The organism is Streptomyces bohaiensis (assembly GCF_012033785.1).
GTDB classification, from domain to species: Bacteria; Actinomycetota; Actinomycetes; order Streptomycetales; family Streptomycetaceae; genus Streptomyces; species Streptomyces bohaiensis.
This window is the reverse complement of the sequence record NZ_JAAVJC010000002.1, coordinates 45794-62562: the sequence shown is the minus strand read 5'-3', so window position 1 is coordinate 62562 and position 16769 is coordinate 45794. Positions and strand designations below refer to the sequence as shown.

Annotated in this window: 8 protein-coding genes and 1 CRISPR repeat array; all 8 genes read left to right on the top strand. The window is 71.7% G+C overall.

Annotation, left to right across the window (positions count from 1 at the left end; translation table 11 throughout):
* Positions 1–647 (top strand): GntR family transcriptional regulator (locus tag HCN52_RS00720; protein WP_245174763.1); only part of this gene is annotated, 647 nt, incomplete at its 5' end.
* Positions 644–1234 carry a GNAT family N-acetyltransferase gene (locus HCN52_RS00715; RefSeq protein ID WP_312876473.1) on the top strand — a complete coding sequence of 197 codons (591 nt, stop codon included), beginning with the start codon at positions 644–646 and terminating at the stop codon, positions 1232–1234. The genes HCN52_RS00720 and HCN52_RS00715, both read left to right, overlap by 4 nt.
* Before the next feature lie 481 nt (positions 1235–1715).
* Positions 1716–4337, top strand: coding sequence for a hypothetical protein (locus tag HCN52_RS00710; protein ID WP_168086345.1), 2622 nt, complete (start codon positions 1716–1718; stop codon positions 4335–4337).
* 90 nt (positions 4338–4427) lie between these two features.
* A CRISPR array of direct repeats spans positions 4428–8819; the repeat unit is 28 nt; unit sequence GGACCATCCCCGCGGGTGCGGGGTCGAC.
* A gap of 174 nt (positions 8820–8993) precedes the next feature.
* A complete protein-coding gene (gene cas3 / locus HCN52_RS00705; RefSeq protein WP_312876472.1) occupies positions 8994–11930 on the top strand; it encodes a CRISPR-associated helicase Cas3' in 2937 nt (978 codons plus the stop codon).
* Positions 11931–12163: 233 nt separating this feature from the next.
* Positions 12164–13951, top strand: a complete 1788-nt coding sequence (casA, locus tag HCN52_RS00700; RefSeq protein WP_312876471.1) for a type I-E CRISPR-associated protein Cse1/CasA — start codon at positions 12164–12166, stop codon at positions 13949–13951.
* 5 nt (positions 13952–13956) lie between these two features.
* Positions 13957–14556 (top strand): type I-E CRISPR-associated protein Cse2/CasB, encoded by a 600-nt coding sequence (gene casB, locus HCN52_RS00695; RefSeq protein WP_245174762.1) that lies wholly within the window; start codon positions 13957–13959, stop codon positions 14554–14556.
* A 180-nt stretch (positions 14557–14736) separates the two neighbouring features.
* Positions 14737–15885, top strand: coding sequence for a type I-E CRISPR-associated protein Cas7/Cse4/CasC (gene cas7e, locus HCN52_RS00690; protein ID WP_168086342.1), 1149 nt, complete (start codon positions 14737–14739; stop codon positions 15883–15885).
* A gap of 43 nt (positions 15886–15928) precedes the next feature.
* Positions 15929–16768: a type I-E CRISPR-associated protein Cas5/CasD gene (gene cas5e, locus HCN52_RS00685; RefSeq protein WP_168086341.1), complete on the top strand. Its 840-nt coding sequence runs from the start codon at positions 15929–15931 to the stop codon at positions 16766–16768.
* Position 16769 lies beyond the last annotated feature (1 nt).

Here is a 16769-nt window from a genome sequence, read left to right as displayed (position 1 = left end):
CCACCCGGTCGACCGCCGTGGCAGGGCTACGAGTCCTCGTTCACGAGGGGCTGATCGTGGCCGACCGCCCGCGCGGTTACTTCGTCCGGCGCTGGGAGCCGATGATCTATCGGCCGCAGCGGGAGTTTCGCAAGCCGGAACCGAATTTGGATATTTTCCGACAGCGAGTAGCCGAAGAAGGAGACGGACGCGAGGCGTCGCAAGCTATCGAGGTGGCAATTGTTGCCCCGCCACCGCAAATTCGCACACGCCTGGCGACCAAGGACGGCGACCTCGTTGCCGTACGCCGCCGCACACGCACAATTGGCGACGAGGCGTACAACATCCAAGATTCTTACGTTCCTCTCAGTATCGTCCAGGGAACTGAATGGATGACGCCAGAGGACGTGGCGCGAGGCACCAACAAGGTACTGAGTGAGTTGGGCTATGAAATCGTCCAGATCCTAGATGAGATCTCGGTTCGGATGCCGACTCCTGACGAGGTCGACCGCCTCGGCCTGGGCCCGGGGACCCCTGTCGCGGAGCATCTGGCGACTGGTCACACCGCTAAGGGAGACCCGGTGCAGGTGAGCCGGAACGTATTGCCCGGGGACCGGCACGTCATCATCTACGAGCGCACCAGGCGCGCAGAGGAGGACCCGAAGTGAAGTGGGCAGCTGTTCGGCGTGCAGTCCCCAACGATGTCACCGGAATTTCACAGCTCTGGGCCTCCGCCTCGAAGTGGCTTGCTAGCCACGGCTCGGACCAGTGGCAGTATCCGGCGAACGAGAACCGGATCACCGACGACATCGAGAACGGGAAAGTATTCGTTGCCGTTCCAAATTTCATGGCTTCAGATAGCGAACTATTTGGGACCATCACTCTGGACGTGTCACCCGATCCGGAGTTCTGGGAAGACGCCGATGGTGGCGCGCTCTATGTGCGCCGCATGATCACAGCCCCAGCTGCACGCGGGCACGACCTGGGGTCGGCGCTCATCGACTGGGCCGCAGGGCGGGCGCTGCTCCAGCCAGACCCCCTGCCCGTTCTTCGGCTGGACGCCTGGAAGACCAATGAGGCTCTTCATGCGTACTACACCGGGCAGGGGTTCCGACGCGTTCGAACGGTGCGGCTCGCGCACCGTCGTTCAGGGGAACTCTTCGAGCGACCGACCGCCGTGAGGTCGTACAAGGGCCCGCTGCTCCACGACATCGAGCATCCGAGCGTTGACGCCGACTTCCGAGGCACTGCCTGACTCCCTGTCAGCAGCACCCTTGTGGTGGCGGTTACGAGCGGCGCTGGGATATGGTCACTCGCAGCCACAGACACATCACAACTGAACAGAAGTGCAAACGCCAAAAAGGGCCGTCCGGCGCCAACCGAAACAGCCCTACTTGGTTTTCCGTGACTCGCGATCCCCTGCCTGCAAGCGTCGATCGTGAGTCGTTCCCCCAGGAGTGGGAGTTTGCTCGTATGTGGTTGTCCGACGCGGCCCTGCCAGGGGCTCGTGCCGGTAGCCAGGATAGCCAGTCCATCGCTTGATGGCTACTGGGCGCCGCCGCCAACGGCGTTTTACCTGGTCAGGCCACGTGCGCGCGGCTCCGTTAGGAGCAGTCGCAGTGCCGCAGACGGTTTCGCCACCGGTTTCGCGCCGGGTTTCGCAGTCGGTTTCACCGGCCAGCCCGGAGCTCCCGCCCTCGTGGTCGGCCGGCCCCGCGCTCGCCCTGTCGGACGCGATGCGCCGCCGCCTCCGCGCCGCCGTGCACGCCCTCCTCGCAGACGGGTCGCTCACCGGTGCGCAGGACGCCGTCCGCTGCGCCGCCGCGGTGCTGATGGCCAAGACGTCCGCCGCGGACCTCGAAGTCTCCCGGCTGACCGCTGAGGAGATGGGCCGCTGGCTGGGCGTCAGCGGGTCGACCGTCTCCCACATCGTCCGCCCCAGCCTGCACCGCGGTCTGACGCGCACGCGCAACACCACCCCGCCCGGCGAGTCGGAGTGGGTACTGGGCATCGACTGGCAGCTCCTCCCCCTCGTGCGGGCCCGGCGCGAGGGCGCGGCAGGCGACCCGCTGCGGCTGGTCAAGGGCGACTTCGCCGTGCTGCTCCGGTTCGTTGAGGGCCTGTGCGCTCCGGGCTGGACGGACACTCCCCCCGGGCTCCTGGCCCGCCGCACCGGCCACCACGCCGCCACCGACCGCCTCGCGCTGCTGCTCTTGGCACTGGAGACCCGCGCCGACGGCCGTGTGCGACTGTGCGGCGGCGCCACCGGCTCCGTCGACCGCACGGTCGCGACGCTGGCGCGGCTCGGTTCCTGGTCGCCGGAGGAGGCCGGGCGCATCCTCGATCGCCTCGTCGGTGAGGGCGTCATCTCGGTGTCCGCCGGTCGGATCACGGTGCCGGCAGTGGCCGCCGCGCACGCTCTGATCGCACGTCAGGCCCGTGCTGCGGGGCGGCCGGTGCTGCCCGCTCCCCGCCCCGCTGAGGCCCCCGAGGAGGACCAGGAAACTGCTTGGCGGGATCAAATCGTCATCCCGAGCGAGTTCATGCAGGTCAGCCCCTACAAGACCCCCCTCCAGGACCCTGCGAGTTTTGCAGGCCCTCACGCTCTCCACGCACCTGTAGCTCACCTCTGTATGTCTGCTGACCCTGGTATGTGCTTTTCCGGCGAAGGCCGCCTGGACGACTGCCGTCTGCCGGAGCGCGCACGCGAGGAGGGACCGACCGCCGCCGACACCGACGGCCCGGCAACCGCGCCCGGCGACGACGAGGCTGCCCGCGGCCCGCTGCGCGGGGACAAGCAGGATCTCCCCAGCACCAACGACGACGACCAGGAGCAGGAGCAGCCCGAGACGGGCGAGAACCACGACACCGACCGGCTCCAGGAGCGCGAGGAGCGCCCGGCCGGTGGCACGGCGACCGACGGCCCGGAGACCACCGGCAAGGCCGCTGAGGGCGCGTCAGCGGGCGTGTGGCGGGCTGCGAGCGGGGGGCCGGCCCCGACGGACATCGCGCGGATCATCAACGGTGTCCCGGGCCTGTGGGACGCCCTGCCCGGCCCCGGGCAGCAGCACGTCGCCGCCACCCGCATCCGCGCCGCCCTCACCCGCATCCGCGGCCAACTCGCCCACACCGAAGCGCAGCCGGCCGACCTCGCGGCCCGCATCCTGTTCGACCGGATGACGCGGCGGGCTGCGGAGTCCGGCGGCATCCCCGCCGCCCGCAAGCCCCTGGCGTGGCTGACCGGCCGCCTCCTGCCCCAGCGCCCCGGCTGCTCGATCGCGTCGTGCGACGACGGGTACTCCGTGACCACCGGCGACGCCTGCCCCGGCTGCGCCTCCCGTACCGACGACGGCCGCGCCCTGCGCCACCAGGCGTGGACGGAGACCATCGGAGAGCTCCGGCCCGGCACGGAGTCGTCCGCCGACCAGATCGCCGCCTACCAGCGCCGTCTGGCCGACCTGTCCGCGCGGGAGCAGCTGCTCGCCGCCGAACGTGCCGAGCGGCACGCCGTGGTTGCCGCTGAGCGGGCGGCGCGGCAGGTCGTGCTCGATGCCGAGCGCGCCGTGCGGGAGGCCGCCCGGCAGGCGCTGCCGTGCGCGGACTGCGGCGCCCCCGAGTCGGCGGGGCTGTGCGGCACTTGCCACGAGGGCCGCCGCGCCACCCAGACGCTGGAGACCGCCGTGCGGCACCTCCTGGCCGCCGCGGTGCTGGTCCACCGCGACCAGTACGGCACGGCCACCCTGGAGGGCCTGGACGTCTCCGCCGACGCGGCCCGGAAGCGCCTGGCCGACGAGGTCGACGCCGCCACCGAACCGCTGCGCGGCTCCGGCCTGACCGGCGTGGCGCTGGCCGCCTCCCGCCGGCTGACCGCGCAGGACCTCGCCGACGGCATCCGTCGCGACGCCCTGCGCTCTGTGGAGAGGCTGGAGGTCGTCGCAGCGGAGGCCCGGCGCGCCGGGGAGGCGGCCTCCCGGCGCCGCTGCGGCGACCTCTCGCCGTGGGACGCAGCGGTTCGCGCCGGGCGCGCCGCCGCCGTCGACCTCCTGGACCGGGCGATCGCCGACCTCGACTCCGACCCGGCAACCGCCGCCGCCGCGCCGAACACCGAGCCGGAGGAGGAGGCGTGGACGTGCGCGGCCGACGACTGCGACTCCGAGCCCGTCACCGCAGCCGGGCTCTGCGGACGGCACCTCGTCGCCCGATCCGGCACCGCCCGCCGATCCGCCGCGCCCCGCCCGGCGGTTGCCGCCGACGACCGGTGCACGGACGAGTGCGGGCGACCCGCGCTCCGAACCGGCCCGTACTGCCGCCGCTGCCACACCGCCCACGTGCGGGAGATTGAAGTGCCGTTCCTTTGAGAGCGGCGAATGATGGAAGTTGTCCCCAGACCCGCAGGGTCGCGGGTGCGGGGCGACGTCTCCCGCGGCTGGTGCACCGGCACGAGGCGGGGGCCATCCCCGCAGGTGCGGGGTCGCCTTTGTGGTGTCGGCCGGGCTGCGGCGGCGCCGCGGACCATCCCCGCGGGTGCGGGGTCGACCAGGCCGTCGCGCACGGGTTGATGCCGATCCTCGGACCATCCCCGCAGGTGCGGGGTCGACGTCCGCACCACCCGACCCGGCCGCCGTGCCGGGGGACCATCCCCGCGAGTGCGGGGTCGACCGCCGCAGGTTTCGTACCCGGTTTCGCCCGGGGGGGGGCCATCCCCGCGGGTGCGGGGTCGACTACCGCGTAAGGGCGTACCGGAGACGGCAGCACGGACCATCCCCGCGGGTGCGGGGTCGACACCGCCGCCAGGGCGCACTGGGCAACCTGCTCGAGGGACCATCCCCACGCGTGCGGGGTCGACGTGCTCTTGATCAAGGAGCCGAGGCTGATGGCGGGACCATCCCCGCAGGTGCGGGGTCGACGCCGTCCGTCTCCGCCCGCACGTCCTTGTCGAGGGACCATCCCCGCAGGTGCGGGGTCGACTTCAGGGGTGGATGGTAAGGCCCTGGACCCGCGGGACCATCCCCGCAGGTGCGGGGTCGACCTCCGGGTGGTAGGCCACGGCGACCGACCGCCCGGACCATCCCCGCAGGTGCGGGGGCGACGCCGGGGATACCGGGGGCTGCCGACCCTGCGGGAGACCATCCCCGCAGGTGCGGGGGCGACGCCCTGCGAGCGACCGACGGCCCCCCGGCCGAGGGACCATCCCCGCAGGTGCGGGGTCGACTCGTCTCGCGCCCCGCCCCGGAGGGCCTCGGTCGGACCATCCCCGCAGGTGCGGGGTCGACCGCGTGGAACTGGGGGACCTGTCGGGCTCAGGCGGACCATCCCCGCAGGTGCGGGGTCGACGTGAGCTGTGTGAGGAACCTTGCGAACTCGGTCGGACCATCCCCGCAGGTGCGGGGTCGACCGCGGCGAGCGGCGCACCCCCGGAGGCAACGACGGACCATCCCCGCAGGTGCGGGGTCGACACATTGGGCGTGCTGATGGTCGCGCCGCCGATCGGACCATCCCCGCAGGTGCGGGGTCGACCCCAGCGCGCGGTCCGCACCGTTCTCGAAGCCCGGACCATCCCCGCGGGTGCGGGGTCGACGCCACGTGCCTGATCCTCGAATGGCAGGCGCGGGGACCATCCCCGCGGGTGCGGGGTCGACGTCGGCGGGCCGTGCGCCCCATTCCCATCTTGCGGACCATCCCCGCGGGTGCGGGGTCGACCCGCAGCAGCATCTCCTGCCGCTCCGGGGTCAGGGACCATCCCCGCGGGTGCGGGGTCGACCCCGGCTCCGGCAAAAGCGCGCACGTCAAAGCGGGACCATCCCCGCGGGTGCGGGGTCGACGACCCAAGTACGCGCGTATCGCGGGTGAGCTACGGACCATCCCCGCGGGTGCGGGGTCGACGCCGGCACCGAGATCCTGCCCATCCCGCCCACGGGACCATCCCCGCGGGTGCGGGGTCGACGCTGCTGCTGGCGCGGGGGCGCCTTGACCGGAGGGACCATCCCCGCGGGTGCGGGGTCGACACGGTAGCCGCGGGTGCCCGCGTCACCGGAAAAGGACCATCCCCGCGGGTGCGGGGTCGACGCCGTGGGGCGGGGGGCGAGGATCGACAGCAGGGGACCACCCCGCGGGTGCGGGGTCGACGCTCGGCGCGGGCGGCCCTTGCCGCGCAGGGAGGGACCATCCCCGCGGGTGCGGGGTCGACGAGCGCCTCGACCAGCGGACGAGTGAGCGGGTCGGACCACCCCCGCGGGTGCGGGGTCGACGGAGCGCGAGCTGGCCTTCCCACTCGTCCCAGCGGACCATCCCCGCGGGTGCGGGGTCGACCCTACCGAACAGACCATGACCGTGCGGATCGACGGACCATCCCCGCGGGTGCGGGGTCGACCCTACCGAACAGACCATGACCGTGCGGATCGACGGACCATCCCCGCGGGTGCGGGGTCGACCCGCGCGGGACCTGACCGCCGAACTCGGCGGGGGGACCATCCCCGCGGGTGCGGGGTCGACGCGGGTGGCGGAGAGGTGAGTCGGAGCTTCCACGGACCATCCCCGCGGGTGCGGGGTCGACACCAGACCAGCGTCAAGGGCGAGGATCACCCCCGGACCATCCCCGCGGGTGCGGGGTCGACTTCACCGTCGCTGGAAACACCGCCCCCGCCTCTGGACCATCCCCGCGGGTGCGGGGTCGACGGCATCTGGGGCGACGGCGCCGACGACATGCCGGGACCATCCCCGCGGGTGCGGGTGCGGGTGCGGGTGCGGGTGCGGGTGCGGGGTCGACCGGTCGATCACGTATGTGGCGTCGTACCGCTGGGGACCATCCCCGCGGGTGCGGGGTCGACCGCGCGGTGAGGCGCCTCATCGGTAGCGGCCACGGACCATCCCCGCGGGTGCGGGGTCGACAGCATCGGGGAGCTGCTGGGCGGCGGCATCGGGGGACCATCCCCGCGGGTGCGGGGTCGACTCTTCACCTTCGCGGAGTTGGAGCGGCGCGGAGGGGCCATCCCCGCGGGTGCGGGGTCGACTCTTCACCTTCGCGGAGTTGGAGCGGCGCGGAGGGGCCATCCCCGCGGGTGCGGGGTCGACGGCATCAGCCTGGTCACCAAGGACGCCACCGTGGGACCATCCCCGCGGGTGCGGGGTCGACGGTGATCTCATCGAGGACCACCTGCCCGCGCGCGGACCATCCCCGCGGGTGCGGGGTCGACAGCGGGACGCCCGGCGCGTCGCCCGCATGGCGAGGACCATCCCCGCGGGTGCGGGGTCGACCTGAACTCCTTGCCGGAGAACAACCCGGATGGCGGACCATCCCCGCGGGTGCGGGGTCGACACCGGTCGGTGGCCGACGACGACGCCCTGGTTGGGACCATCCCCGCGGGTGCGGGGTCGACCTCCGCCAGCACGATGGCCGCGCTCCAGGGGCCGGACCATCCCCGCGGGTGCGGGGTCGACAGGCCCATCGGGAGCCAGCCCTCGGCCTCAAACGGACCATCCCCGCGGGTGCGGGGTCGACCCAGGAGGGCGAATGAGCAGTGCAGAGCGCCGGGGACCATCCCCGCGGGTGCGGGGTCGACATGCGGACCTCGCGGGCGAGCGCTCCTTTGTCCGGACCATCCCCGCGGGTGCGGGGTCGACGCCTGCGTGACGGCCTGGACCTGCGCCATCGACGGACCATCCCCGCGGGTGCGGGGTCGACGCCTGCGTGACGGCCTGGACCTGCGCCATCGACGGACCATCCCCGCGGGTGCGGGGTCGACGCGCGGTCGGTGATGCGCTGTGGCAGATCGGCCGGACCATCCCCGCGGGTGCGGGGTCGACGGCCTTGAGCTGTGCCAGCGCGCCACGTGCGGTGGACCATCCCCGCGGGTGCGGGGTCGACCTCCGGCGCAAGCCGCTCCATCAGGCGCCGCTCGGACCATCCCCGCGGGTGCGGGGTCGACTCGGCCGCCGCCCGCCGGTCCGAGCTGGCCGACGGACCATCCCCGCGGGTGCGGGGTCGACGCGCGGTCAGTTCGTCGTCCATTTCGGACCTCCGGACCATCCCCGCGGGTGCGGGGTCGACCTCCGGGCCCGACAGCCCGTCGGGCACCCCGAGGGACCATCCCCGCGGGTGCGGGGTCGACTGGGAGGAGCCCGCGTAGACGACCTGATGGATCGGACCATCCCCGCGGGTGCGGGGTCGACCAGGCCGCGGTCGACCGGTCGGCGCTGGGTCGCGGACCATCCCCGCGGGTGCGGGGTCGACCTACCTGGAGGTGATCTGATGGAGCTCCTCGACGGACCATCCCCGCGGGTGCGGGGTCGACCGCGGGGACGCCGACGGCGAGAACCCCGGCGAGGGACCATCCCCGCGGGTGCGGGGTCGACCGCCGCACCATCGCCTGGAGCGGCCGGTAGACGGGACCATCCCCGCGGGTGCGGGGTCGACACCATGGCCTCCACGATGTCGCTGCCACGTGCAGGACCATCCCCGCGGGTGCGGGGTCGACAGGGACATCGAGCAGAGCTTCATCACCGGCACCGGACCATCCCCGCGGGTGCGGGGTCGACGTCGCCTGCCGGCGGCCCGGTGGGCTGCCACTCGGACCATCCCCGCGGGTGCGGGGTCGACGTCGGCGAGATCTGGGTGTGGAAGTTCTCCCGCGGACCATCCCCGCGGGTGCGGGGTCGACGGGTGGTCGGGTCGGTCGGGGTGGTCACGTCGGGGACCATCCCCGCGGGTGCGGGGTCGACCACGGCAAGTCCGATCCGAACGCAGACAACCACGGACCATCCCCGCGGGTGCGGGGTCGACAAGCGGACCGAAAACCGCAGCCGCATCACCAACGGACCATCCCCGCGGGTGCGGGGTCGACACTTCCTGACCTGGTGCTTTAGAGCGGCTTGGTCGTGTTCAGAGTCGGTTGGCTTTGGTGCTGCATCGGGGTCCCGGGTGTGGCTGGGTCGGGCGGGGCTGTTGGCGAGTGCTCGTTGTCAGTGCCGGGTTCTAGTGTGTGGCTCAGGTTAGCCGGAGGCGGGAGTGTGGCGGGGTGGGGCGAGAGCAGCCGCTAGGGGGCGGGGATGTCGATCTGTTGCTTGGTGTGTTGTGGGGGAAGTCTGAGGAGAAGGGCGGCGGCCGGAAGAACTTGTTGTTGTCGCACCTTCTGGACACGGCGGCGGTTGCCGAGCGGATGTGGGACGGGTTCCTGGCGCCGTCCACGAAACAGATGCTGGATGAGGTCGCCGGCGGAGCGGGTAAGGGCAGGCTGTTCTTCGCTTGGCTCTGTGGAGTCCACGACTGCGGGAAAGCGACTCCGGCTTTCCAGCGGTTATGGCCGAAGGGCGCGGCGGAGGTTCGCGCTGCCGGACTCAGCTGGAACGAGGCTGCGGTGGCGAGGTCCCGGTGGAGGCACGACTGCGCCGGTGGCTTCGTGGTGCGGCGGCTGCTACCGGCCGCGGGGTGGGATGAGCGGCATGTTGGTTGGGTGTGGCCGCTGGTCGCGGGGCACCACGGGCGTTTCCCGGAGGAGGGTCAGCTGACGCCGTCGCGTAGGGCGATGGGGCAGTTGGAGGGTGGTGCTCGGTGGGCGCAGGTGCAGCGGGCGCTGGTGGAGCGTTTCTCGCGGGAGCTCGGCTTCGGTGGGCTGGCTGCTGTTGCGCCGGTCGTCGTGCCCTCGCGGGCCTTCCAGCTGCATATGAGTGGGCTGATCGTGATGGCGGACTGGATCGCCAGCGATGAGCAGCATTTCGGTGGGGTTGATGATGTGCGTCGGGTGACGCTGGGGGGTGCGCGGCTTCGGGCGGAGCGGGCGTGGGGGGCGTTGGGTTTGTGTGGTGGGTGGGGGGTGTTGGCTGAGCCGGGGCCGGGGGCTTTCAGGGTGCGGTTTGGGGAGGTTCCTAGGTCGTCGCAGGTGATGGTTGTGGAGGCTGCTGGGCGGATGGAGTGTCCGGGGTTGTTGGTGGTCGAGGCTCCGATGGGTGAGGGGAAGACGAAGGCTGCGTTGTTGGCGGCTGAGGTGTTGGCTGCGCGGTTCGGGGCGGATGGGGTGTTTGTGGGGATGCCGACGCAGGCGACGTGCGATCCGATGTTCGAGAGTGTGCGGGGGTGGGTGGGTGGGGTTGATGGTGGGTTGGCTTCCCGGGTGGCGTTGCTGCATGGGAAGCGCATGTTCAACAGGGAGTGGCGGGGGCTGGTGGATGGGGCGCGGCGTGATGCTGAGGCCCAGTTCGGTGGTGTGGATGAGTATGGCGATTGTTGTGAGGACGATCCGTACGGGGCTGGTGCGGCGGTCGGGGGGGTTGGGGGAGAGGTGGCGGCGCGGGGTCCGGCGCAGTGGTTTTTGGGGGCGAAGCGGGGGCTGCTGTGTCCGTTTGTGGTCGGCACTATTGATCAGTTGTTGTTTGCGGCGACTCGTACGAAGCACGTGATGCTGCGGATGGCGGGTTTGGTGGGCAAGGTTGTGGTGCTGGATGAGGTGCATGCGGCGGATGTCTACATGTCGCAGTTCCTGGGGGAGGGGTTGCGGTGGTTGGGGCAGGCGGGGGTGCCGGTGGTGTTGTTGTCGGCGACGTTGCCGCCGGGTCAGCGGCGGGCGTTGGTCGGTGCGTATGTGGCGGGGGCGGCGTCGCGGGAGGAGTACGAGGTGCCGGGCTTGCCGGAGCCGGCGGGGTATCCGTCGGTGACCGCGGCGTGGATGGGGCCGGGGGGTGAACCAGGGTTTCTTGTCGAGGACTGTGGGAGTTGGCGGGCGGATCTGAGGGTGCGGGTGGAGCTGCTGCCGGAGGCTGTTGCTGGGCCGGGGGCGACGCGTGAGCGCCAGGTCGCGGTGCAGGAGGCGGCGGATCGTGGGGTGGGCGACTTTCTGGAGCATGCGCTGGCGGAGGGGGGTCGGGCGCTGGTCATTCGCAACACGGTGGGCCGGGCGCAGAGTCTGTACGAGGAGTTGCGTGGGCGGGTCGATGGGCGGGTTGTGTTGTTGCACGGGCGTATCGCTGTGGGGCCGCGTGCGGACCGGACCGTTGAGGTGTTGCGGTTGTTGAGTGCGTTGCGGCCCGATGACGGCAGTTTGGGTGAGGGGGGACGGTTGGTGGTGGTGGCCACTCAGGTGGCTGAGCAGTCGTTCGATGTGGATGCGGATGTGTTGGTGACCGACTTGGCGCCGATCGATCTGTTGCTGCAGCGGATCGGGCGGCTGCATCGCCATGACGGTGTTGCTCGTCCGGCGCGGCTTCGGGAACCGCGGGTGGTGGTGACCGGCTTCGATGCTGCTTCCCCGGGGGGTGAGGGGTCTGGGGCGGTGCCGCGGTTTCTGGGGGCTTCGGAGGGCATCTACGGGCGGTACCTGCTGTTGCGGGCTGCTGCGCTGGTGGGGGCGGCGGGCGGAGGGGGGCGGGGTTGGTCGGTTCCGGGTGAGGTTCCGTCGCTGGTTGCGGCCGGCTACGAGGGCGCAGGTGGCGGGGTGCCGGCGGCCTGGGCGGATGACATGGAGTCGGCCCGCGAGGTGTATGTGCGTGAGCTCGGTGAGCGCGCGGATGCGGCCGTCAAGTTTCTGTTGTCCCGGCGGGGTGATCGGGAGAGCGCGACGTTGGCGGGTCTGCACCGTGCGGCGCTGCCCCCTTCGGACGACGCGGGTGTCCTGCAGGCGGTGGTCCGTGACGGGGATCCCAGCGTGGAGGTCATCCTCGTGGTGGGGGCTGAGGGAGGTTACCGGACGCTGTCGGGGCGTGCCTTGACCGTGAACGGGGACGTGGCCGAGGGGCTGCTCGATGATGTGCTGGCGGGCACTGTGCGTTTGCCGCCGTCCTGCACGAAGGCGGTGGCGCAGGAGCTGTTGCCGCTGCCCGGGTGGCGGGGGGATGCGCGGTTGCGTTACAGCCCGGCGCTGGTTCTCGATACGGACGGCAGAGCAGAGCTCGGTGATCGGTCGGTGCGCTATGACGCCGACCTCGGCTTGGTGCTGGAGGCGGCGGGCGCGGCGCGGCGTTGATGCGTCGGGCGTTTCTCCGGGCGGGTGCCGTGGTGTGCACCCGCCCGGGGTCCCCGCGGTGGGCGGGGGCGACCGTTCGGGTCAAGACGCCGAAGGGATCATCCCCGCCTTCTTCCGGAGGGCTTCTTTCCGGTTGGTGCGGGGGCTGGTCGAGTTTCGCACTTTCGCCGCGCGGGTGCGAGGTGAGCTGCAACACTGCCAAATGCTTAAGACTCCGAAATTCAGGGAGAGTTGTGAGCTTCAACCTGCTCAGTCAGCCCTGGGCCTTGGCGACACCGGTCGCCACCTCTGGTGATGCCGGCCGGGGCGGCGTTAGCGAGGGGCGGGAGGTCGGGGCCAGGGAGCTGCTGCTGGACGCTCATCTCTTCGCCGAGGTGGCCGTCGAGGTACCGACCCTGCGGCCCGCGATGTTCCGCCAGGTGCTGCTGCCGATCGTTGTCGACGCCCTGGGGTACCCGAGTCGGCAGCAGTGGGCCGAGTGGTTCCACGCAGGGGCGTTCCCGCCCCGGCAGCGGGCAGCGCTGGAGTCGTACCTCGACGAGCACTACGGCCGCTTCGACCTGTTCGCTGCTGACGACCCGTTTGCGCAGGTCGGCGACCTGCGGACGGCCAAGGGAGAGACGAAGGGCTCGGCGTTGCTGGTGGCGAGTGCCGCGACCGGGAACAACGTGCCGCTGTTCTCCTCAAGGAGCGAAGCGGACGTGCTGGAGCTGACGCCTGCGCAGGCGGCCCGCTGGCTGCTGCACACCCATTGCTGGGACACCGCCGCCATCAAGACCGGCGCTGTGGGGGATCCCAAGGCCAAGGCCGGGAAGACCACGGGGAACCCGACGGGCCCCTTGGGTCAGCTGGGTGTGGTGATGCCCATGGGCAGGACCGTCTACGAGACGCTCCTGCTGAACATTCCCTACGACAGGGCGGTGTCGACCGGTGACCTGCCGCAGTGGCGCCGCCGTTCCACCGGCAGCCGGGCAGCGGACGCCCTGTCGTGTGCGACAGCGCAGTGGCAGACCCGTGCCGCGCGGGGGCTGCTCGACCTGTGGACCTGGCAGGCCAGGCGTGTCCGGCTCCTCCCGCAGGACACGCCGTCCGGGGTACGGGTCACCCAGGTGATCGTGGCTGCCGGCGACCGCCTCGACGGCACCCCGCAGGACGAGCCCCACACCACCTGGCGGTTGGACTCCGCGGCCGCACGAGCCAAGAAGCAGACCGCGAACCGCCGACCCGCACCTGCCGCCCGGCCCCGCCGCCACCAGCCCGGCAAAGCGGCCTGGCGCGGCATGGAAGCACTCCTGACCACCGACCGCGACACCACCGACGCCGGCGCCACACGTGACGGCTACGCCACCAGCGTCCTCCTCGCGCAGCTCGCCGCCGCGAGCACACCGGAGAACTACCCCCTGCAGCTGCAGCTGACCGGTGTCGTGTACGGCAACCAGTCCGCGGTCGTCGAGGACACCTTCTTCGACGAGATCCCCCTGCCGATCACCGCGCTGAACCCCGGCAGCCTCGTCTACGGGGCGCTCCTCACCGCAGCCGAGCAGGCCGAACACCTCGCGTCCGCAGTCAACAACCTGTCCGCCGACCTTCGACGCGCCGCGGGCGGCGACCCGATCCCGTGGGACCAGGGCCAGCGCCCCGGCGACACCCTCCTCCACGCCCTGGACCCGGTGATGCGCCGCCTCCTCGCCGGGTTGCGGACGATCGACGAGGACTTCGACGCCGCCGACCGCGGCCTCCTCGCATGGGAGCAGCGGGCAGCCCACGCGGCATGGCAGGTGGCCGAGCACGTCCTGGCAGGCGCCGGCCCGGCGGTCTTCACCGGACGCACGGTGGAGAAGGACGGCAAGGAACGCGTCTACCGGCTCAGCAACGCTGAACGGAGCTTCCGCGCCCGTCTGGACGCGATCCTCGTCCGCCGGGCCGCCACCCGAGCCGCCGCCCGCAAGGAAGCCGCCGAGGCCGCCGGCGGGAACCGGGACGAACACCACTCCTCTGTCTCCGCGACCACCGAAGGATGACGTCCATGCCCACCGCCCCCGACCCCACCCGCAGCGACGACACGGCTCCGCGCCCCTACTGGGAGCAACGCGTCAGGGCCGACGGGACCTGGCGCATCGACAAGACCAACGGCGCGAAGCTGGTGCCTCCCGGGCAGGACCTCGCGGCCATGCGCTCCGGCCTGGGCCAGACCGCCGGCACCGTCCCCGCGCTGTGGCCGTACTACGTCACCCCGACCGACGGCCGCCGCACCGCACAGCTGGACGCCGAGCACGCAGCTCTGTCCCTGTTCGGCCTGCACCAGCAGAGCCGACAGACCCCCATGCACAAGCCCGGCACCAACCTCGGTGACGCACTGCGGGGCCTGCGTCACCACGACAGCGTCAGCGAGGACGCGCTCGACCGACGGGTGGCCGCTCTGGTCAACGCCACTTCCGTCGCGACCCTGCTGTACCGGCTGCGCGGCTTGATCACCCAGTTGCGCAGCATCGGCCAGCCGCTGGACTACAGCCGGCTCGCGCAGGACATCAACGACTGGCGCCACCCCCAGGCCCGGCAGCGCGTGCGCAGGGCTTGGGGGCTGGCCTACTACGCCTGGGGCCCCCGCCCCAGTCAGGACGCCTGAACCGCTCCTGACCAGAACCGCCCAGGACCTGAACCGCCCAGGACCCGGCCAGCCCCTGACCTGAACCACCCCGGACCCGGCCCGGCCCGCTCCGGGGCACAGCACGGCCACCGACGGCACTCGCCCCGCGGCTGAAGCCCGCCCGGCGGCGACCCCACCCAGAACACGGAGAACACCCACATGCCCCACGCACCCACCTACATCGACATCCACCTCCTGCAGACCGTTCCCCCCGCCAACCTCAACCGCGATGACCAGGGCAACCCCAAGGAGGCCTACTTCGGGGGAGTGCGCCGATCCCGCGTCTCCTCCCAGGCATGGAAGCGCGCCACCCGCCTGCACTTCGCCGGCCGCGTCCCGGAACAGGACCTGGCCACCCGCACCAAGCGCATCGCCGGGAAGCTCACCGACCGCATCGTCGAGACCTCCGACGTTGACGCCGAAGCCGCCGCCCGGCTGGCCGCCGCCCTCCTCGCCCCGCTGAAAATCAGCGCAGGCAAGAAAGCAGGCGACACCGCCTACCTCTTCTTCTACGGACGCCGCCAGCTCAACGCCGTCGCCGCACTCGTCGCCGACCAGGCCGCCGACCTCGCCGCCAAGGACGACACCGCCTTGGCCGACCACATCAAAACCCTCGACGTCCAGGAAGCCTTCCGCACCGGGCACCCCATCGATGTCGCCCTCTTCGGACGCATGGTCGCCGACATCCCCGCCCTCAACGTCGACGCCGCCACCCAGGTCGCCCACGCCCTGTCCACCCACGCCACCGAAGCCGAATTCGACTACTTCACCGCAGTCGACGACGAGAACGAAACCGAAGAAACCGGCGCCGGCATGATCGGCGCCATCGGCTTCAACTCCGCCACCCTCTACCGCTACGCCACCGTCGGCCTGCACCAGCTCATCGACAACCTCTCCGACTCAGAGGCAGCCATCGCAGCCGTCGACGAGTTCATCAACTCCTTCGCCCGCTCCGCCCCCACCGGCTACCAGAACTCCTTCGCCCACCGCACACTCCCGAGCATGGCCGCGGTCGTCGTCCGCTCCGACCAGCCCGTCAACCTCGTCTCCGCCTTCGAAGAACCCATCACCGCAACCTCCGGCATCGCCGCCGCCTCAGCGCGCCGCCTCGCCCGCGAGCACACCGCCGCCGTCCGCAACTGGGGCAACACACCCACCTTCACCGCGGTCTCCCACACCTTCGACACCGAAACCGGCACCACCGCCAAAGACCTGGAAGCAGCCTTCGGCACCGCCGTCACCTTCGACACCCTCCAGTCCCGCCTGCGCACCCACCTCACCGGCACCCACCAGCAGGACACCCCGTGACCCACCCGCCCTTCCCCGCCCTGCCCCACCGGAAGGCCGGCCCATGACCGACACCCCCGCCCACCGCGCCGTGCTCCTCCTCCGCCTGGCCGGCCCCCTCCAGTCCTGGGGCGACCGCAGCACCTTCAACCGCCGCGACACCCGCCCCGAACCCACCAAATCCGGCGTCATCGGACTCCTCGCCGCCGCCATGGGCCAGGACCGGGAAGAACCACTGGACGACCTGAACCAACTACGACTCGGCATCCGCGTCGACCAAGCCGGCACCCTCCTGCGCGACTACCACACCGTCAGCGACTACCGCGGCCGCCCCCTGCCCCAGGCCGGAGTCAACGCCAAAGGCATCCAGAAGCCGACCTCGCCGGCCAAACACACCCACGTCACCACCCGCTACTACCTCCAGGACGCCGTCTTCCTCGCCGCCGTCACCGGCCCCACCGACCTACTGACCACGCTGAACCAGGCAGTGCACGCACCGATGTACCCCCTGGCGCTCGGCCGCCGCTCCTGCCCACCCACCCAGCCCATCTCCCTCGGCCTCCACCACACAAGCCTCGAAGATGCCCTGCGCGAGACCCCCTGGCAAGCCACCCACCAAGCCCGCGAACGCTACGCAGCCCAGCTCGGACGACGCCAGAACCGAGGCCGCCCGGTCTACCCGGCACGCATCGACCTCTCCGCAACGCTCGAAGACCCCGCCGGGGACGACGTACGCCACGACGTCCCACTCTCCTTCCACCCCCAAGCCCGCACCTTCACAACCCGGCGCGTCCGCCACACCTGGCTGTCCGCCCCCACCGGCTTCCCCCGGCCGGACACCACCGACGACCACCTCCCCGACGCCGACGCCGGGCACGACCCCTTCGCCCTGCTGGGCTGGTGAC